The sequence below is a fragment of the Allomuricauda ruestringensis DSM 13258 genome, from assembly GCF_000224085.1.
GTDB classification, from domain to species: domain Bacteria; phylum Bacteroidota; class Bacteroidia; order Flavobacteriales; family Flavobacteriaceae; genus Flagellimonas; species Flagellimonas ruestringensis.
The window spans coordinates 2,472,501-2,491,480 of the sequence record NC_015945.1 but is presented as its reverse complement, the minus strand read 5'-3'; the positions used below and the strand labels follow the sequence as shown (position 1 = coordinate 2,491,480).

Genomic DNA, 18,980 nt, shown 5'->3' with positions numbered 1-18,980 from the left:
TATGAAAAAAACAATTCGCATAGGAACAGGAGCTGGCTATTCGGGAGATCGAATTGAACCTGCTGTAGACTTAATAAAAGAGGGGGATTTGGATTATATCATCTTCGAATGTCTTGCAGAACGCACCATTGCCTTGGCCCAATTGCAGAAAATACAAAACAAAGAGCTTGGTTATGATCCTTTATTGGAGGACCGCATGAAAGCCTGTTTACCTTATTGCGTTTCAAACAATGTAAAACTTATCAGCAATATGGGCGCCGCCAATCCTGTTGCTGCGGCTAAAAAAACGGCCAAAATAGCCAATGAATTGGGTTTAAGAACCATCAAAATAGCTGCCGTGTTTGGTGATGACGTAAAATCATTACTGGATTTTGAAACACAGACCTTATTGGAAAGTGGCGAATCCTTATCCGTTTTGGACGATAAAATCATTTCTGCCAATGCCTATTTGGGGGTGGAAGGAATTTTATCGGCGCTCACGGATGGGGCAGACATTATCCTAACTGGCAGAGTGGCCGACCCCGCCCTATTTTTGGCTCCTATTATACACGAATTTGATTGGTCCCTCAGCGATTACCCTCTTTTGGGCAAAGGAACTGCCTTGGGTCATTTAATGGAATGTGCCGGTCAAGTATGCGGTGGTTATTTTGCCGACGGAGTTAAAAAACAAGTTCCCAATTTAGGAAGTCTAGGATTCCCTATTGCAGAAATCAACGAAGAGGGCTCCTTCTTTATCACCAAATTAAGGGATTCTGGCGGTATGGTAACCCCTGCAACCTGCAAAGAACAATTGCTGTACGAGGTACATGACCCATCGGAATACCTAACTCCCAATGTTATTGCCGATTTTTCCAGCATCAGTTTTAAGGAAATGGAAAAAGATAAAGTAGAAGTTTCTGGAGCTACGGGAAAACCTTTGACCGGAAAATTAAAAGTGTCCGTCGGCTATCATGATGGTTATATGGCAGATGCCCAAATAAGTTATGGTGGAAGTCATGTATTGGAACGGGCCAAATTGGCGATTGAAATCATCAAAGAAAGATTACGATCCATGGATTTGGAAGTGGAGGATATCCTTTTTGACCTAATTGGGGTCAACAGTCTTTTTAAAGGGAATGAAACCAAAGCAAGCCCTACGGAAGTTCGATTGCGAGTAGCCGCTAAAACAAAAAGCAGAAAAGAGGCCGCACAGTTGGTCAATGAACTGGAAACACTGTACACCAATGGTCCGGCAGCTGGAGGCGGTGTTAGCAAAACGGTCACAGAAATCATTGCCATCCAATCTGTCCTAATTGATAAAGCTAGGGTAGCTCCCGCAGTTGAATACTTTAAAAGCTAACAAATGAAACTAAAGGATCTAGCACATTCTCGAACAGGAGACAAAGGAGATATTATAAATATCTCGCTTATTGTTTTTGATGAAAAGGATTATCAAACCTTGCAAAAATTGGTGACTGCCACTGCAGTGAAAAAGTTTCTTGGAGAAATGGTCCTGGGCGAGGTAATACGATATGAACTCCCAAACCTCGGTGCAATGAATTTTGTAATCCACAAGGCACTTCGGGGAGGTGTAACACGCTCCCTGCGATTGGACAAGCACGGAAAAACATTATCGTCCTATCTGTTGGAAATGCCACTGGAAATAAAAAACTAAAACTTAATTGATGAAAACATTCTTAAAATTGATATTGGTCATTTGTACCCTTCAGTTGACCTATGCGCAAACCACAAAGGGAACCATAGTAATTGATTCCATTTACTCTGAGAATTTGGAAAATAATTTTGATGAAAACCCTACTCGCGAAGTTGGGGTTTATCTTCCTCCCAACTATGACAAGGGAACTCAAAAATATCCCGTAATTTATTTTTTGCACGGCTTTTATGGCGACCACAACATGTTGGAGCCCATGAAGGAAATCTTGGATTTTGCCATAGAGACCAAACGAATTCGACCTTTTATTTTGGTGATTCCCAACCAAAAAACCACCTACGAGGGGAGTTTTTACTCCAATTCTGGCATTTTTGGAAATTGGGAGGACTTTACCGTACAAGATTTGGTGAAATACATGGACGAAAATTACCGCACGCTGGCCAAAAAAGAAAGTCGCGGCATTACAGGCCACAGCATGGGCGGTTATGGTGCTTTGAACATCGCCATGAAACATCCAGATGTTTTCAATACCGTTTATGCCATCAGCCCCGGAGCTTTGGCCATAGTTCGTGAGTACGGACCGAACAGCAATACCTTTAAAGAGCTTTCGGAAATATCGACCTACGAAGCATTGGAAAAAACATATTTTGGCAAAGTCATGGTAGCTTTTGCCCGTTCCTGGTCCCCCAACCCGAACAACCCTCCTTTTTACGGTGATTTTCCGTTTGGGTATAAAGATGGCGAGTTGGTCATACACCAAGAAACACTTAAAAAATGGCATGATAATATGCCTTTTTACAATCTCGAAAATTATATTGACAATCTAAAAAGCTTGAAAGCCATCAAAATGGATTGGGGCAGAAATGCAGGAGAACGATTTACACAGCAATGTAAAATGTTCAGTATAAAATTGGAAAACCTGGGTATTGACCATTTCGCTGAGGAATACATTGGAACCCATGTGAATAATATCTATACAAAAAATGGCCGTTTGCCCCAACAAGTGTTGCCTTTTTTTGAGTATTATCTTGAGTTCGAAGATTAAAACCAATCAAAAGTAGCGGTATTGTAATATCTTTTTAAATACAAGTCATTAACTTGCAATTGATTCCCACACAAACAACTAAACAACATGCATAGCTTAAAACAAAACCTTCGATGGGGCAGTCTGTTCTTAGTAACCATATTTATAGGGTGTAGCCCAAAATTTACCGAAGAAAAAAAGGATAGCTTCAACCTTGTTCACAATGAAGATGGAGCAACCCTTGGGTACAGCCCAGATTCGAAAGTATCCATTCTAACCGTTGACCGTTTGGCCTTTAAGGACCTGAACCAAAACGGTACTTTAGACCCTTATGAGGATTGGAGGCTCCCTGCCGATGAAAGAGCCCATGATCTTGCCTCAAAAATGAGTGTGGAGCAAATTGCCGGTTTAATGCTATACAGTGCCCACCAATCCATTCCCGGAGGGGGCAACAGTTTTTTCGGGGCCGTAACCTATAATGGAAAACCGTATGAAGAAAGCGGGGCCAAACCCAGTGACCTATCCGATGCACAAAAGAAATTTCTTTTAGAGGATAACTTACGCCATGTATTGATCACCAGTGTAGAATCCCCCGGAATATCGGCACAATGGAACAACAATGCCCAAACCTTGGTGGAAGGCATTGGATTGGGAATTCCCATAAATACCAGCTCAGATCCAAGACATGGCAGTGATTCTTACGCAGAATTTAATGCTGGTGCGGGTGGAACAATATCCATGTGGCCAAGCACCTTGGGATTGGCGGCCAGTTTTGACCCATCTTTAATGCAACAATTTGGCGAAATTGCTTCCAAGGAATACCGTGCCCTGGGAATTGCCACGGCACTTTCCCCACAAATAGATTTGGCAACAGAACCGCGCTGGTCCCGTTTTGATGGCACCATGGGCGAAGACCCAAAACTTGCTGCAGATATGGCGCGGGCTTATGTTGAAGGCTTCCAAGCTTCAGAAAATGGCGATTGGGGCAAGCAAAGTGTAAATGCCATGGTGAAACATTGGCCTGGTGGTGGTCCGGAAGAAGGTGGTCGAGATGGCCATTTTGGGTATGGATCCTATGCCGTTTACCCCGGGAAAAACCTAGAAGATCATTTAAAGCCGTTTACCGAAGGGGCCTTTGACTTGGAAGGCCCAACAGAAATGGCCACTGCCGTAATGCCTTACTATACTATTTCCTATAATCAGGATACCAAAAATGGAGAAAATGTGGGGAATGCCTATAACAAATACTTGATTACAGACCTGCTACGTGGCAAATACGGCTACGATGGTGTGGTGTGTACAGATTGGGGGATTACAAGCGATGCACCCAATGTATATGAATTTAGAGGCAAACCTTGGGGTGTTGAAAATTTGAGTGTTGCAGAAAGACATTATAAAATTATTGAAGCAGGTTGCGACCAATTTGGTGGCAACAACGATATGGGACCTGTTATCGAAGCCTATCAAATGGGCGTTGAGGAACATGGCGAGGAATACATGCGCAAACGTTTTGAGACTTCTGCCGTAAGGTTATTGAAGAATATCTTCAGGACAGGGTTGTTCGAAAATCCGTATTTGGATGTATCAGAAACAGAACAAATCGTGGGTAATGCCGAATTTATGGAAGCGGGTTACAATGCACAGCTCAAATCCGTAGTGATGTTGAAGAACAGTTCAGAAACCTTACCCGTGCAAGCCAAGAAAAAAGTATATGTACCCCAGCGCTATGTTGCCCCTACCGTTAACTGGTTTGGCGTAGCTACGCAAGAACGTACGGAGCATCCATTTAATATGGAAATAGTAGCCAAGTATTTCGAAGTTGTGGATGAGCCTAGTGATGCTGATTTTGCACTCGTAGGCATACAAAGTCCAAATGGTGATGTTGGATACGACTTTGCCGATACGGAAAAAGGAGGCAATGGATATATGCCAATAAGCTTGCAGTACGGAACCTATACTGCTACTCATGCCAGGGAAACCAGTTTAGCAGCAGGAAGCCCGCTTGAGGATGGTATAACAAACCGCTCTTACAAAGGCAAAACAACAACCGCTGTCAATATTTCAGACATGAGTTTGGTTACGGATACCAAAAGAAAAATGGGAGATAAACCCGTTGTTGTAATTGTTAAAGTATCCAAACCTATGGTTTTCGCTGAGATTGAGCCTTCAGCCGATGCTATTTTGGTACATATGGGCGTTCAGGACCAAGCATTAATGGATATTGTTTCCGGCAAAGTGGAACCCTCCGCCATGTTACCATTCCAAATGCCAAACGATATGATAACCGTTGAATCTCAATTTGAGGATGTGCCAAGGGACATGGAACCCTATACGGACTCCAATGGAAATGCGTACGATTTTGCTTTTGGGCTCAACTGGAACGGCACAATTGATGATGCACGGGTAAAAGAATATAAATGACAACAAACAATCGGAACAAGAAAAGCACTGGGTTTTGAAGAAATTACCGCCTATGTGATGAAACCCGTGTTTGGGGATAAATTGATGGAGATTTTTTAACTGAAGTTTATAAAAGCAATCAGCAGTGAGCATTTTTATATTCCATCAAACTTAGGGCGTCTACCTAAAAATATGATGCTGGGTAGCGGTAAAATAATCCTTGAACACTTGGTTCAAAGGATGGCTTTCTTTACTGGCGGCAATACCCAGCAAGGGATATGCCCTAATTATGGCATCAGATAACAACCGTACCGAACCCAAGGCCTTTTGGTGTATTTCATCTGTCATGGTATTCGGCAACTCACTTCCCATATCGATCTTCCGTTGTATTTGATCGGCATAACCCATAGTTAGTGAGTCTGCTTTTTGTATGACTTTTTGGAGTTTGTCCACACTTAGGTTTTTGCTGGAAATCTTTAGGGCCTCTTCCAAAAAATGTGCTGCCATGCCTATATAGTTCATCCATAAGGTCAAATCAGCAAATATGGAAAAAGGTATTTTAAAAATGGAATGGGGCTGGTGTAGCTCATTATATACAAAACTATATTTTTCATGTACCCACTTGGATCGCACCTCAAAAGAATCTGTAGCAGTGGCCTTTAAGCCCATAGTGTTCCAATCCTTGATAATTTGGACCTCTCCCTTTTTGAGTACAAAGGAGCGTACCAAGGGAGTACCGTCTTTCTGGAGTACATCTTTACCATCTTCACGAATCTTTGCATTTAAGGTAAAGTGTGTTAGGTAAGGTGCCCCAGTGGCGTATTTCCATGTTCCCGAAATAACATAGCCCTCGCCTTTTTTCTCAGCTGTGCCAAAAACCCCTCCACTGCCCCCAAAGCATACGGGCTTTTCTGGGTCAATAAAAATTTCATCGGCCACTGCTTTTTTTAGATTGCCAATAAAGAAATTCGCACCACTGCACAGCGTAATTGTCCATCCCAAGCTTCCATCAACCTTTGCCAGCGACCGTAATTTTTTCAGCCCTTCGGGAAGGGACATTTCCAATCCGCCATAAGATTTGGGAACCCATAGATTCCAGAGTTTTTCTTGGGCAATCCAGTTCAACACCTCAGGGGAGAATGCTTCTTTACCAAAATCAAGACTGCTAAGCCCCTGCATAGGTTCCATCACGCTCATTTGCAATAATTTTTTTCCATTTGATATACCCGGATATGGCCACTGCGAACAAAAAAGCCGTCAAACCTGCATAGATGTACAATTCCTTATAGATCAGCAAGGGAATGGATATAAAGTTGCTAATGTTCAAATAGATCCAGTTTTCTATTTTTCGTTTTGCCATCAACCACATACCGGCCCAAGCAAAAGCACAGACCAAGGCATCCCAATAGGGGACATCGGAATCCGTGTGTTGTGCCAACCAATAGGCCATCAGCACAAAACAGCCCAAAACAATTCCTCCTGCTATAGTGTGCTCCCTTCGGTTGGAAGTAGATATGGGTGTTTCTTGCTTTTGTTTTCCCATCTTCCAATAAAACCAACCATAAACACTCATCACCAAATAATAAAGGTTGAGTAAAATATCCGCATATAATTGGGATCGGTACAATACCCAGATGCTGATCAAAATGGCAACAATTCCAAAAAGGTAGTTATGAATATTGTTCTGACGGGCCAAAAGGACCTGAACCACACCAAAAATGGTTCCCAGCCATTGCAATAAGGTAAGTTGTGAAAGAAATTCCATTGTTTTGAGTTATCCATTTCTAATAATCATGGGGTACCCAAATTGGAACACGGGCAAGATTGACTCACCAAATTCCCTACGCCAGCATTACCTGGATCAGGTGCGAAGTATTCAACTTCTGGGTATGATCTCAGCCCCTATCGGGACACCCCATTCAATTTGTAAAGGTATGGAATAGTCATGATTTTAATAAAAAGTAGCTACAGAATCACACACTAACCTCCCTCTGTTGAAAATCTGTAAAAATCTACAACTGTTTCAAATAAAAAGCAGAGGAAGTGGGTCTTATTTAAGCAGTCAACAATTCTTTTTCCAGAGCAATAAAATGGGTCAGCTCTTTTTTTGAATCATAAAGCGGCAGTATTTTAATCTGGCATACATAGGATTCCCCGCTCTTTCTATAATTTACAATGGACCCCGTATAGCCATGTTTGCAATGTAGCTGTTCGCCAATGTCCCTGATCGTGCTTTTTGAGGTCTGCTCTCCCTGAAGAAATGTAGGTTTTTTTCCTAGGGCGTAGTTTTTGGCGTAACCGGTCATCTCCGTGAACCCATTGTTAACCCAAATAATATGTTGATCAAAGCTTGTTAAAACCAGGGCTTCATAAACTTCTTGCCGTAGCATCTCTTGAATATTAGGTCCAATATTTCCTTTGAGGATGAATTTTAATTGTTCTATGTCAGCTTCCTTTTTTAGATTTTTGATGAGATGATGGTAAGCTTCTAAATACAAATCAAAACTGAGCAAAGGTGAAATATATGTGCTATTCTCTTCCCTCATAACCTTAACTTTTGATAGTTTGTACAGCCTTGGTAAAAGCCTCTTCATATAAACTATATTTTTCCATTGGATTACTGTCACTTTAGGTTTTGGCACTCCAATTTCAATAGCCTCAACTATTGTTAAAAACAATCGAAATACTTAAAGATGATATACTCTCCCGCTCTTCGTTGTTAATCTCTACCGCATTACATTGGCACAGGGAAATAGGTCCCACCTGCATTCGAACTTTGCATTGCATCGTTGACCATATTTTCCTCGTAGTGTACCATAAAAAAAGAGACTGTCTAAAAAAAGTACTGAAATGCGTCATTATAAGAACCTGTATCCTACCCGTCCAACAGCCAGATAAGTTCAGGTTAACGAAAAACGATATTTTAGACAGCCTCCTAAACTTTAAATTAATCTACTTAGAAAAATCCTGTAGTGTTTTGATGATAATGGAAACACAATCCATCAACTGCTCACGGTTCATTACCAAAGGTGGCGCAAAACGGATAATGTTGCCATGCGTCGGTTTCGCCAACAATCCATTCTCCTTTAATGCCATACAAATATCCCAAGCGGTCGAGCTCTCTTCCGTATCGTTGATTACAATGGCATTGAGCAGCCCTTTACCACGCACTTTCACCACCAAATCGCAGGAAGGGATAAACTTGTTCAACTCTTCCCGGAACAATTCCCCCAATTCTTGGGCGTTCTCTGCCAAATTCTCTTCTTTGATCACCTCCAAAGCGGCCGTACTTACCGCAGCGGCAACAGGATTTCCACCAAAAGTACTGCCATGGCTTCCCGGAGTGATTACTTCCATAATATCATCGTTCGCCAAAACACCCGAAACAGGGTACACCCCCCCGGAAAGGGCTTTGCCCAAAATTAGAATATCCGGTTTTACATCTTCGTGGTCTACCGCCAACATTTTGCCTGTTCTTGCGATACCGGTCTGTACTTCATCGGCAATAAAAAGTACATTGTATTTTTCACAAAGGGCCTTGGCTTTTTTCAAATATCCTTCGGATGGCACATAAACCCCGGCTTCACCTTGAATGGGTTCTACCAAAAATCCGGCAACATGTGGATTACTTTTCAAAGCATTTTCCAAAGCCGTGAGGTTATCGTACTCAATTTTCACAAATCCTTCAGTGTACGGCCCGTAATTTTTTCTCGCCACTTCATCATTGGAGAAAGAAATAATAGTGGTTGTTCTGCCATGAAAATTGTTTTCGCAAACAATCACCTTGGCTTGGTTTTCTGGGATGCCTTTTTTCTGGTATGCCCACCTTCTACAAACCTTCAAAGCAGTCTCAACGGCCTCTGCCCCTGTGTTCATGGGCAACAACTTATCAAAACCAAAGGTTTCGGTTGCGTATTTTTCGTACTTCCCCAACATATCATTATAAAAAGCCCGCGAAGTCAAGGTCAATGTTTTTGCTTGCTCCACCATGGCCCCAACAATTTTGGGGTGACAATGTCCTTGGTTTACGGCAGAATATGCCGAGAGAAAATCATAATACTTTTTTCCTTCCACATCCCACACATAAACCCCTTCACCCTTGCTCAAGACCACAGGAAGTGGGTGGTAATTGTGTGCTCCGTACTTGTTTTCCAAATCTATCGCTTGCTGCGATGTTAAATGCTCTAAAACAGCCATTTCATTAAATGATTAAAATTGATAAAATAACCATTCCTACTGTACCTTTATTCTTTCGAAGTCTCGAAAAAGCAGCGTGGGAGAGAAATCATCCCTTGGAGTGCCCGCAAATTACAAATTAATTGATGAAAATATAATTTTCTGAAAGTGATTCCCACTTGAACAACCGAAAGTTTAGCTGCAATTTAAGAAGCTGCGTTCTGTGAAATACCAAAAAGAACTTACTTTTGCGGCATGCGTAAAAACAAAAGGAGAAAAACGTTTGAAAACGTAGAGGTAGTCGATGCCGGTGCAAAGGGAAAATCTGTGGGCAAGGCCCCGGACGGACGTGTAATTTTCCTTACCAATGCCGTTCCCGGAGATGTAGTGGATGTAATGACCACCAAAAAACGAAAAGCATATTTTGAGGGGGTTGCCACCAATTTCCACACCCTTTCCAATAAAAGAACCGAACCCGTTTGTGAGCATTTTGGTGTATGTGGTGGTTGCAAATGGCAGCACATGGGTTATGAGCATCAGCTCTATTTTAAGCAAAAAGAAGTCGAGAACAACCTTAAGCGTATTGGTAATCTCGATCTTCCGGAAATAACCCCCATTCTAGGTTCCAAAGCGCAATACTTTTATAGGAACAAGATGGAGTTCTCTTTTTCTGATAGCCGCTGGTTGACCCAGGAGGAAATCAACTCCGACATTGAAATTGAAGATAGGAATGCTTTGGGATTCCATATTCCTGGTATGTGGGACAAGATTTTGGATATAAAAAAGTGCCATTTACAGCAAGACCCTTCCAATGCCATACGGTTAGAGGTGAAAAATTTTGCCAATAAAAATGGCCTCACCTTTTTCAACCCCAGAAGACAGGAAGGACTTTTAAGAACGCTGATGATCCGAACATCATCCACAGGGGAAATTATGGTGCTTATCCAATTTTTTGAAGATAATAGGGAACACCGCGAATTATTGCTGAATCATATTAAGGAGAAATTCCCTGAAATAACAGCCTTGCTCTACGTCATCAATTCCAAAGGAAACGACACCATTTATGATCAAGAGGTAATCTGTTTTGCAGGCCGGGACCATATTTTTGAGGAGATGGAAGGGCTTCAGTTCAAGATCAATGCAAAATCATTTTATCAGACCAATTCGGAACAAGCGTATGCGCTTTATAAAGTAGCAAGGAATTTTGCAAATCTTACGGGCAACGAATTGGTGTACGATTTGTATACCGGAACGGGAACCATAGCGCAGTTTATCTCCAAAAATGCCAAAAAAGTGGTCGGCGTGGAGTCCGTTCCCGAAGCTATTGAAGATGCCAAGTCCAATGCGCTTCACAACAACATTTCTAACGCTGAATTTTTTGTTGGCGATATGAAAAATGTGTTCAACGATAGCTTTATTTCAGAACACGGTCAGCCCGACGTGATCATAACCGATCCTCCACGAGACGGCATGCACAAACAAGTGGTCGGGCAGCTTTTACAAGTGGCACCGCCCAAAATTGTTTACGTAAGCTGCAACAGCGCAACCCAGGCAAGGGATTTGGCTCTTATGAAAGAAAAATACGAAGTCACCAAGGTTCAACCAGTAGATATGTTTCCACAGACACACCACGTTGAAAATGTTGTACTTTTGGAAAAACGGGTGTAGTTTTTAAATTAAAATCCATAGGTAACCGGAATGAAGAAAATAATCCCCATCCTACTTATTGCATCAATGCTATATTATGTTTCTTCCTGTGAAAAGGACGATATCTGCGTTGAGGGAGACACGCCCCTTATGGTCATCGGTTTTTTTGACATTGAAGATACTACAGAAGTCAAAAGGGTATCCTCCATCCGAATCCGAAATATAGATATTGATAGTATTTTGACCAATGGTTCTTTTAGCGACAGAGCAAATTCGCCAGATTCATTGATGGTTCCCTTAAGGAGCAGTGCAACAAGTACTATGTACCAGATTATTTCTGGTTCACGAGATGATGATGAAACGGAACAGGAAATTGGGAATATTGACACCTTAACCATTTCTTACGACCTTGGCGAAGCTTTCATCTCAAGGGCCTGTGGGTTTGTGGTCAATTATAACAACATCACCGTTACCGTACCGGAAAGTGCCGAGAATTGGATTCAAGATATTAAGGTTGTTCAACCTAACGTAGAAAACACCGATAACATCCATGTCAAAATATTTCATTAGCATTTTTATTGGCCTGCTCCCAATTTTGGTGCAAGCACAAAGCGAACCTATCGACCTTCAACAAAAGGATACGATAGAATATAAAGATCAATACGGGCTTCGCGTGGGTGCAGACATTAGCAAATTGGTACTTTCCTTTATGGATGAAGATTACACCGGCCTGGAATTGGTGGGTGACTACCGACTTACCCATAAGCTGTATTTGGCTGCCGAATTGGGGAACGAAACCAAGAGACAGGACGAAAGTTTGAACAACACCCTTTTATACGATTACGAAACCTCGGGAAGTTATATTAAAGCAGGTGTAGATATAAATACCTACGAAAATTGGTATGGAATGAACAATGCCATTACCATTGGAGGTCGTTATGCGGTGGCAAGTTTTAACCACACCTTGAACGATTATAGCCTTTACGAAACAAACCAGTTCTTTAACAAAGAGTTTTTGCCCGGCGAAAACCCCAATCGTGAATTTAGCGGATTATCTGCCTCTTGGTTGGAATTTGTAGTAGGGGCAAAAGTGGAGCTGTTTGCCAATATTTTTGTGGGTATGAGTGCCCGATTGGGATTTTTGATCACCAATACAGAAGATGAAGCGTTTCCCAACCTTTGGATTCCCGGATTCAATAAAGTGACAGAGGGAAGCAATTTTGGAGTGAACTACAACTATTCCATCTCTTACTTTATCCCGCTTTACAAGAAAACAAAAAAGAAGAAAGAAGAAAACGAACAATAGTATGAAAACCATTCCCATTGATTACATCGAGTTTAAATCAACTGACATTGAAAAGACCAAAGCATTTTATGCTCAAACCTTTGGATGGACCTTTACGGATTACGGCCCAAACTATACCGCATTTTCCGAAAGTGGGGTTACTGGTGGTTTTGAGTTGACCAAAGAACCTGTAGGCAATGGAGCCCTTATTGTTTTGTACTACGATAATCTCGTTGAAATAAGAGAGAAAGTGAAATCTGCAGGTGGTACGGTTACCAAAGAAATTTTTGAATTCCCAGGAGGGAGAAGATTTCATTTTACAGACCCATCCGGCAACGAACTAGCCATTTGGTCCGAAAAATAAAAGGAACCTCAAAGGCTCCTTTTATAAAATTTGGTTGAGTTTGTTAGTTGTGTTTTAAACACATCACCAAATCTAAACAATTCTTTTTAGTTTATCCCAAATACATTTTAAGACAAACTGATTTTTTTGTTGTACACACAACTAATTGTTACCCTGATGTTTTGCCTTTTTGCTCCCCTCGTAAATATCATATTTCACTAACCGAGCCTTTAATTTACCGTTAAAGGTCTTTACCTTTTTGGATGGTTTTAAACCAACATGCTTCAATGCATCAAGGTTGGATGTAATGAACCATGCATTCGTACTTGGGCGATGGTTTGCACTGGCCTATACTTGTGCTACTATTTTTTTCTTATTCAATAAAGCAAGTTGCTAAATGAATTACCGTCATCTGATTTCCCACTGCAATAACCACCTAGGTGGCAACGCACCAAGATTATCGAACATATCTGCACGGATTAAGTCATCGCTCTGCATCTCAGCAAACTCAAGAGCAGTTAGAATCCATTCAATCTCTTCATTTTCTGCGGTTTTAGCATCTTCAGGCAAAGCATAGGAAGCCGTGGCAATTAGTTCCAATGGAACACCTTCCACAACCTCCATAAGTGGTTGTTCAACACATAAAAATGCTTCATAAATTGTCCGCATAGCGTAGTAGACTTCATCATCGTATTGCTCCTGAGCCTCGTCAATAAGTTGGCCAAGATTATCCTTAACATGATTGAATTCGTCAGCGGAAAACTCACCATCTACTACGTATTTGGTCAAAATTACAAGAGCTTGTCCTGGTAGGTCTGGAGGAATTAGATTAGTAACCAATAGAATGTCAAATACGCGCCGTGCACAACCTCCAGCAAACGCAACTCGCACACGCGGAGACAGGTTAGGAAGTGTATTCTGTAGCACGTCTTGTAGCTGTTGCATTTGTATTGGATTGAGTCAGTTTGTGCTATAAACAAGTATCTAAAATAATCATTTCTTAAAATTATACAGTGTTGTTACACAATCACGAATTAGTTTTCTTCTTACTGATGTTTTGCCTTTTTGCTTCCTTCGTAAATTTCATACTTTACCAATCTCGCTTCCAATTTACCATTGAATGTCTTTATTTTTTTGGAAGTTTTAAGGCCTACGTGCTTTAGCGCCTCCAAGTTGGAAGTAATCAACCAGATATCCGTGCCTGGATAAATCTTTTTAAAGGTATTTCCCATTTTACCATAAAAGATTTCCATATCTATGGGCAAGCGTTCCCCATAAGGGGGATTAAACAACATGTGCAGTTTGCCTTCAACAGGCTTATCTACCCTAAAAAAGTCCTTACGCTCCACCGTGATGTAGTCAGATAGATTGGCATGGTCCACATTCTCTTGAGCCTTTCTTACTGCCGAAGGTGCCTTATCGTAACCTATGATCTTATGATGGAATTCCCGAACCTTCTTTAAACTGGCATCTACAATTTTGCTGTGAAGCTCGGCATCATAGTCGTTCCAATGCATAAATGCATAAGACTCCCTGTTGATGTTGGCAGGAATATTACACGCTATCATAGCCGCTTCAATCAGAAAAGTTCCGCTACCGCACATGGGGTCAAAGAAATCCGATTGCCCATCCCACCCACTTTTAAGCAACAGACCTGCTGCCAATACTTCGTTGATGGGTGCAATATTGGTCAAGATACGGTATCCCCTTTGGTGAAGGGAGTTCCCAGAACTATCCAATGAGACTGTACAGGTATTTTTATATATGTGTATGTTGATTTTTATATCAGGATCTTGGGTCTTCACATTGGGACGCTCTCGAACCACTGCCCTAAACTTGTCCACGATGGCATCCTTGGTCTTTAGGGACACGAACATGGAGTTATCAAAAACTTCTGTATTGGCAATACTGTCAATGGCAAAAGTTTTCCCTACATCAAAAATTTCGGGCCAATCCAGATCATAAATATGCCTGTAAAGGTCTTTTTCATTAAAAACCCGAAACGTTTTTATGGGTTTAAACACCTTTAACGCCGTTCTAAGGCAAAGATTTGCCTTGTACATAAAACCAGTGTCTCCCTCAAAAGTTACATTACGGACTCCCTCTTCCACGTGGCCTGCTCCCAAATTACGGAGCTCCTTCGCCAAAATAGGCTCGAATCCGTAAAGGGTTTTGGCCATCATCTTAAAATTTCCTGCCATACTATCTTAAAAACTTTACGCAAAAATAGGCTATTTTTGCTCCTTTAATTCTACCTATGGATTTTCCTTCCGCTATAATTTATCTCATACCCATTTTGGCTGTTTGGGCCGGATTTGGATTTGTTTGGTTCACAAAACCAAAAAATAACCACAACATTAAACTCTTGTTGGCTTTTAGTGGCGCATTTTTGTTATCGCTAACATTTTTTGAATTATTACCGGAGGTCTATCATGGACATGAACCAAAAACCATAGCCCTATTTATTTTGGGGGGTATTCTGCTGCAAGTCTTTTTGGAGTTTTTCTCCAAAGGAGCTGAACACGGGCACATGCACGTCCAACTAAAAGAAAACAAATTTCCCTCCTTGTTATTTTTGAGTCTTTCCATCCATGCTCTGGTCGAAGGTGTTCCCATTCATGGAAACGATTCCATTTTGTACGGCATCATCATCCACAAAATTCCGATAGCCATAATCTTGAGCATCTTTTTGATCAATTCAAAAATGAAGCTGACAACAACCCTATTGTTCATCGGTGCTTTTTCCTTGATGACACCCTTAGGAAGTTATATCTCCACATCCCAGATAGTGGCGAATTACGGGCATCTACTTACTGCCTTGGCCATTGGAGTCTTTTTTCATATCTCCACCATTATTTTGTTTGAAAGCGCACAAGGCCATGCCTTTAACTTGCGAAAATTAGTGGTGATTATCTTGGGAATCGGGATTGCTTATTTGGTTTAGTGAGAATCCTTGAAAATTTCATTCAGGTCAAAGAGCTATTCGTTTTGTCAAAAACAAAATAATCAACAAGTTTTTTAACGAATTTTCTTACGTTTTAAAGTGACATTTTCAATTTTATTTTAAAAAGCTTTAGATTTAGTTAATGAAAATACCAAGACCGACCCTAACTGCCCTGTTATCTTTTTTTGTTTTGTTTTCCTGCTCTTCTGATTCCGAAGACCCGGCTCCAGATCCCGATACCGTAGCACCAACACTGAATTTTACCATTTCGGGAACCTCCAGTGGTTCCGCACCCATCGTTGTAAGCGACCAGATGGAAATTAACATCAACGCACAAGACGCGAACGGTATTACAAAAGTGGAAGTCTTTATCGATAATGAAAAAGTTGGTGAGGACACTAGCGCACCATTTAAAATAATAGTTGATTTATCAGGGTATACAGCTAAATCTTTGACTGCCAAATCCCAAAATTATACTCTGCGTGTAAATGCCACGGATACCTCAGAAAATACTTCCTCCAAAGAACAAACAATCACTATTGAATCAAAGACCCAACTGATAACCATTAATTTTCCGGCACAAGTCGAAAATCCAGAGTTAGTAGATTTTTACATATTTGCCTCGCGCATGTCTGGCGAATTTTTAGGTATTGCAAAATTGGAATCAGGTCAAAAAACAGTTTCCATAAGTACAATCGAAGATATTGGCGAGGACGAAGAGTATATGTTGACCTTTGCCCAGAAGTTTGATGCTTACAATGGGGAAACCAATCAATTGGCTACCATTCAAAACATCAAAATTTCCGTTTTAAAAGAAATCAACATTAAAAATTATCCGATTTTTTCCTCTAACTTTTTTGAACGTGAAAGTCCGGAGAAATTCCTCATTGAAGGTTTTTGGGATGAGAATACCGCCGAAACCATAGCCATAGGTGCTCAAGGGTTTGATTATGGTATCAGTGGAAACAATTGCAGCTGCAATTATACAGGTCAAAACAACACTATTTCAATCGCACGGTACAATGAACATGGCAACGGATTCGCCACAGATAAAATCTATTTCAATTTGGTCAATACCAATCAAAACACAGCACAATATGCATTTTTAGACAAAAGCATGTTCCAAGAGGGGTTTAAACTAATTCCCGAACTGTTTTCTACTGAAGGTATGTCATTGGAAAGCTTTGAATACCTCAATTTGGACACTTCAAATTCTAAAGATCCCAATCTTAAAATATTTGTTTACGAAGATGGTATTGATTATTTGAACAATATCTTTCACACAATATACCCGTATACATTTAATTCAAATATTGAAACGGAATTCAATTATTGGTTGGACAATAATTTTACTAACTATATCACTGAACTGATTTACCTCAATTACAAAATAGATCACACTGGACAACCATATCAAAACTACAATGGAAACGATTGGACATTGAGCCATACTTTTCAAGATGAAACTTTTACCGTAAATAAAAATACGGAAAATCAGGATTTTGTTGGCAGGATTGGTATATCAGATTCCTTTTCTCCAAAAAATGGAGGCCAATCAACCGTATTGGATGGACTCAACTCAACCTATAGATGGCATATTTTATTTGATAGCCAGAACAATTCAACGGTACGGTTACCTGTAATACCCGAAGCCCTACAAGAATGGATGTTTATTGACAAATACAATAGTCAAACTTTTGAAAGTTCAGAAAATAGTGACCAGCGACAGCTGGAAGTTATCAAATATGAAAGCCTTATTTCCTATAATGACTATTTACAAAAAGTAATACAAGACAACGAAAAATGGTATATGGTTTCTCCCGAAAGGGAAGCCATATTTGATAACCCAAGCTTTTGGAGCGATAACTACTTTTATCCCAACCACTTTTTGTTCGACTAGGACAACAAACCAAAATACACTTAAATAACCATCACAATATTATATAAAGAGGTAAATGAAAAATCTGGAAAATTTCAATCGAATCATATTGTTAGGTATTACAATAATAACGTTCCTTTCCTGTTCCTCAGATTCTTCGGACCCGGCTCCAGACCCCGATACCGTAGCACCCACCGTAGATTTCACAATAGCCGGCATATCAGATTCCTCAAACTCTCAAACCGTAGTGGTGAGTAGTCAAATCCAGATAAATATTGATGCAGAAGATAAAAGTGGCATCGCAAAAGTGGAGGCTTTTATTAATGGAGAAAAAGTTGGTGAGGATACAACTGCACCTTATCAAATAACTATTGATGTATCTGGTTTTGCTTCCAAAGTGGCTTCAACAGCAAAATTTCAGGATTACGTTCTAAAGGTTGTAGTAACCGATTCTTCCGGAAATAGTGCATCCAAAGAGCAAATAATCAACATTGATAATGAGATTCCTGTTATTTCAAATCTTTCTATTTCAGAAAATCAAATAATTGGAGGCGATTTTAACGAGGTAACTTTTGAAATCGAAGAAAACCAAGGTTTGGAATCTGTTGAAATCTATATCAACAACCAATTGTATCAAGAACTTGACACAAATAGTTTTAGTTTCAACCTACAAACATCAGAACTTACAGATGGAGCAAACACACTGAAGATTGTTGCAAGAGACCTTGCAGATAATATTGCTCTTTTTGAAGTTCCTTTTATTTCCGACAACACAGGTCCTGAAATATCCATTGAGAATTTATCCGACGACCAGATAATTGATGGTACAATTACCATAGCACCAAATCTTGCCGATGAATATTCCGAATTGTTTTCGCTTTCCATAGAAATTGATGAACAGGCACTTTTAGCAGTTGAAAATCCCGAAAATGAATCTTATGTCTTTAATTCCTTACAGTTTCCAACGGGTACAGGTACATTTAGAATTGTTGCCAAAGATGTTTTACTAAATACTACGGAGGTAGAAATCCCAATAACCATTTTAAGACGTCTGTTAGAAGTAAATGTTCCAGCCAACTATTTTGACAGCAATCTTGAAGTAATAATTTTTCTTTCTAAATTGGATGGCTCTCTATTGGATGAGGCCGTAGTTTCACAAGATGAGCAACAAATTGTATTTAGAACTGCTTTAGATTTGGAACCGGAGGAAAAAACGATGTTAACCTTCGCCTTGAACAGTCCTAGTCCCGGTAATGATTTCGCAAGATTTTATTCCATTTCTGATATTGACATCAATATACTTCCTATCATCAACCTAGACTATAAACCGTTATTGGAGCACAGCTATCAATATTATGAAGCCAGTGGTTTTACTACGGATGACAGACATGCAGTAAGGGCTGCAAGTACCAAATATCAAGGTAATTTGGTTTGGGATGATCCAAATAAATTCCAATTCTATAAAATGGATTGTTCTACTTGTCCGGCATATGAAATGGAAAATTACTACTTTATAATAAGAGAGACTGATACCCAACCATACCAATATACATGGATACCCGCTCCGATTGATGCTAATACCATTTTAGATAAACAAAACTTTACCACAGCAGGTATCGAACAAAGATTCG

Annotated in this window: 17 protein-coding genes, 1 pseudogene and 1 riboswitch (1 of these 19 only partly in view); of the genes and pseudogenes, 11 read left to right on the top strand and 7 right to left on the bottom strand. The window is 40.4% G+C overall.

What is annotated here, in order from left to right; translation table 11 throughout:
- The first annotated feature begins 1 nt into the window (after window position 1).
- From MURRU_RS11260 to MURRU_RS11245, 4 genes are all read left to right on the top strand, one after another.
- The gene (locus MURRU_RS11260) at window positions 2-1,339 is read left to right on the top strand and encodes an acyclic terpene utilization AtuA family protein (RefSeq protein ID WP_014033592.1); all 1,338 of its coding nucleotides are present in this window, start codon (window positions 2-4) and stop codon (window positions 1,337-1,339) included.
- A gap of 3 nt (window positions 1,340-1,342) precedes the next feature.
- Window positions 1,343-1,654 carry an AtuA-related protein gene (locus MURRU_RS11255; RefSeq protein WP_014033591.1) on the top strand — a complete coding sequence of 104 codons (312 nt, stop codon included), beginning with the start codon at window positions 1,343-1,345 and terminating at the stop codon, window positions 1,652-1,654.
- A 10-nt stretch (window positions 1,655-1,664) separates the two neighbouring features.
- Window positions 1,665-2,696, top strand: a complete 1,032-nt coding sequence (locus tag MURRU_RS11250) for an alpha/beta hydrolase (RefSeq protein WP_014033590.1) — start codon at window positions 1,665-1,667, stop codon at window positions 2,694-2,696.
- An 87-nt stretch (window positions 2,697-2,783) separates the two neighbouring features.
- The gene (locus MURRU_RS11245) at window positions 2,784-5,096 is read left to right on the top strand and encodes a glycoside hydrolase family 3 protein (protein WP_014033589.1); all 2,313 of its coding nucleotides are present in this window, start codon (window positions 2,784-2,786) and stop codon (window positions 5,094-5,096) included.
- A 159-nt stretch (window positions 5,097-5,255) separates the two neighbouring features.
- On the opposite strand, the gene MURRU_RS11240 is transcribed toward MURRU_RS11245, so the two are convergent.
- From MURRU_RS11240 to rocD, 4 genes are all read right to left on the bottom strand, one after another.
- Window positions 5,256-6,272 carry an acyl-CoA dehydrogenase family protein gene (locus MURRU_RS11240; RefSeq protein WP_014033588.1) on the bottom strand — a complete coding sequence of 339 codons (1,017 nt, stop codon included), beginning with the start codon at window positions 6,270-6,272 and terminating at the stop codon, window positions 5,256-5,258.
- The gene (pnuC, locus tag MURRU_RS11235) at window positions 6,241-6,840 is read right to left on the bottom strand and encodes a nicotinamide riboside transporter PnuC (protein WP_014033587.1); all 600 of its coding nucleotides are present in this window, start codon (window positions 6,838-6,840) and stop codon (window positions 6,241-6,243) included. The genes MURRU_RS11240 and pnuC overlap by 32 nt, the downstream gene beginning before the upstream one ends.
- A gap of 56 nt (window positions 6,841-6,896) precedes the next feature.
- Window positions 6,897-7,002: riboswitch (TPP riboswitch) on the bottom strand.
- A gap of 127 nt (window positions 7,003-7,129) precedes the next feature.
- Window positions 7,130-7,669 (bottom strand): PAS domain-containing protein, encoded by a 540-nt coding sequence (locus tag MURRU_RS11230; protein ID WP_148261503.1) that lies wholly within the window; start codon window positions 7,667-7,669, stop codon window positions 7,130-7,132.
- Window positions 7,670-8,027: 358 nt separating this feature from the next.
- Window positions 8,028-9,272, bottom strand: a complete 1,245-nt coding sequence (gene rocD / locus MURRU_RS11225; protein ID WP_014033585.1) for an ornithine--oxo-acid transaminase — start codon at window positions 9,270-9,272, stop codon at window positions 8,028-8,030.
- A gap of 234 nt (window positions 9,273-9,506) precedes the next feature.
- Here rocD and rlmD point away from each other — a divergent pair, with 234 nt between their 5' ends.
- From rlmD to MURRU_RS11205, 4 genes are read left to right on the top strand one after another with little or no spacing between them, the layout of a single operon-like run.
- Entirely contained in the window at window positions 9,507-10,919 is a 1,413-nt protein-coding gene (gene rlmD, locus MURRU_RS11220) for a 23S rRNA (uracil(1939)-C(5))-methyltransferase RlmD (protein ID WP_014033584.1), read from the top strand.
- A 30-nt stretch (window positions 10,920-10,949) separates the two neighbouring features.
- On the top strand, window positions 10,950-11,468 hold the full coding sequence (locus MURRU_RS11215) for a DUF6452 family protein (RefSeq protein WP_014033583.1): 519 nt from the start codon (window positions 10,950-10,952) through the stop codon (window positions 11,466-11,468).
- The gene (locus tag MURRU_RS11210; protein WP_014033582.1) at window positions 11,449-12,204 is read left to right on the top strand and encodes a DUF6048 family protein; all 756 of its coding nucleotides are present in this window, start codon (window positions 11,449-11,451) and stop codon (window positions 12,202-12,204) included. The genes MURRU_RS11215 and MURRU_RS11210 overlap by 20 nt, the downstream gene beginning before the upstream one ends.
- 1 nt (window position 12,205) lies before the next feature.
- Window positions 12,206-12,547 carry a VOC family protein gene (locus MURRU_RS11205; protein ID WP_014033581.1) on the top strand — a complete coding sequence of 114 codons (342 nt, stop codon included), beginning with the start codon at window positions 12,206-12,208 and terminating at the stop codon, window positions 12,545-12,547.
- Window positions 12,548-12,688: 141 nt separating this feature from the next.
- Here the strand turns inward: MURRU_RS11205 and MURRU_RS18095 are convergent.
- From MURRU_RS18095 to MURRU_RS11195, 3 genes and pseudogenes are all read right to left on the bottom strand, one after another.
- Window positions 12,689-12,856 (bottom strand): annotated as a pseudogene (locus MURRU_RS18095) (class I SAM-dependent RNA methyltransferase); the annotation flags it as partial.
- Between the two features lie 78 nt (window positions 12,857-12,934).
- Entirely contained in the window at window positions 12,935-13,366 is a 432-nt protein-coding gene (locus MURRU_RS11200) for a hypothetical protein (protein ID WP_187289842.1), read from the bottom strand.
- 206 nt (window positions 13,367-13,572) lie between these two features.
- Window positions 13,573-14,727, bottom strand: coding sequence for a THUMP domain-containing class I SAM-dependent RNA methyltransferase (locus MURRU_RS11195; RefSeq protein WP_014033579.1), 1,155 nt, complete (start codon window positions 14,725-14,727; stop codon window positions 13,573-13,575).
- Between the two features lie 56 nt (window positions 14,728-14,783).
- On the opposite strand from MURRU_RS11195, the gene MURRU_RS11190 reads away from it, so the two are divergent.
- The 3 genes from MURRU_RS11190 to MURRU_RS11180 form a co-directional block, all read left to right on the top strand.
- A complete protein-coding gene (locus tag MURRU_RS11190; RefSeq protein ID WP_014033578.1) occupies window positions 14,784-15,470 on the top strand; it encodes a ZIP family metal transporter in 687 nt (228 codons plus the stop codon).
- A 142-nt stretch (window positions 15,471-15,612) separates the two neighbouring features.
- Window positions 15,613-17,370, top strand: a complete 1,758-nt coding sequence (locus MURRU_RS11185; protein WP_014033577.1) for an Ig-like domain-containing protein — start codon at window positions 15,613-15,615, stop codon at window positions 17,368-17,370.
- 55 nt (window positions 17,371-17,425) lie between these two features.
- Window positions 17,426-18,980, top strand: the 5' portion of a protein-coding gene (locus tag MURRU_RS11180; RefSeq protein WP_014033576.1) for an Ig-like domain-containing protein. 692 nt of this gene lie beyond the right edge of the window; only the first 1,555 of its 2,247 coding nucleotides appear in the window; its start codon is at window positions 17,426-17,428; its stop codon lies off the right edge, out of view.

What these genes read in the sequence shown, in the direction of transcription:
- MURRU_RS11205 (WP_014033581.1), top strand. Translation starts at nt 12,206, where the DNA reads ATGAAAACCATTCCCATTGATTACATCGAGTTTAAATCAACTGACATT.
- MURRU_RS11255 (WP_014033591.1), top strand. Translation starts at nt 1,343, where the DNA reads ATGAAACTAAAGGATCTAGCACATTCTCGAACAGGAGACAAAGGAGAT.
- MURRU_RS11195 (WP_014033579.1), bottom strand. Translation starts at nt 14,727, where the DNA reads ATGGCAGGAAATTTTAAGATGATGGCCAAAACCCTTTACGGATTCGAG.
- MURRU_RS11215 (WP_014033583.1), top strand. Translation starts at nt 10,950, where the DNA reads ATGAAGAAAATAATCCCCATCCTACTTATTGCATCAATGCTATATTAT.
- MURRU_RS11260 (WP_014033592.1), top strand. Translation starts at nt 2, where the DNA reads ATGAAAAAAACAATTCGCATAGGAACAGGAGCTGGCTATTCGGGAGAT.
- rocD (WP_014033585.1), bottom strand. Translation starts at nt 9,272, where the DNA reads ATGGCTGTTTTAGAGCATTTAACATCGCAGCAAGCGATAGATTTGGAA.
- rlmD (WP_014033584.1), top strand. Translation starts at nt 9,507, where the DNA reads ATGCGTAAAAACAAAAGGAGAAAAACGTTTGAAAACGTAGAGGTAGTC.
- MURRU_RS11230 (WP_148261503.1), bottom strand. Translation starts at nt 7,669, where the DNA reads ATGAAGAGGCTTTTACCAAGGCTGTACAAACTATCAAAAGTTAAGGTT.
- pnuC (WP_014033587.1), bottom strand. Translation starts at nt 6,840, where the DNA reads ATGGAATTTCTTTCACAACTTACCTTATTGCAATGGCTGGGAACCATT.
- MURRU_RS11210 (WP_014033582.1), top strand. Translation starts at nt 11,449, where the DNA reads ATGTCAAAATATTTCATTAGCATTTTTATTGGCCTGCTCCCAATTTTG.
- MURRU_RS11185 (WP_014033577.1), top strand. Translation starts at nt 15,613, where the DNA reads ATGAAAATACCAAGACCGACCCTAACTGCCCTGTTATCTTTTTTTGTT.
- MURRU_RS11245 (WP_014033589.1), top strand. Translation starts at nt 2,784, where the DNA reads ATGCATAGCTTAAAACAAAACCTTCGATGGGGCAGTCTGTTCTTAGTA.
- MURRU_RS11190 (WP_014033578.1), top strand. Translation starts at nt 14,784, where the DNA reads ATGGATTTTCCTTCCGCTATAATTTATCTCATACCCATTTTGGCTGTT.
- MURRU_RS11250 (WP_014033590.1), top strand. Translation starts at nt 1,665, where the DNA reads ATGAAAACATTCTTAAAATTGATATTGGTCATTTGTACCCTTCAGTTG.
- MURRU_RS11240 (WP_014033588.1), bottom strand. Translation starts at nt 6,272, where the DNA reads ATGAGCGTGATGGAACCTATGCAGGGGCTTAGCAGTCTTGATTTTGGT.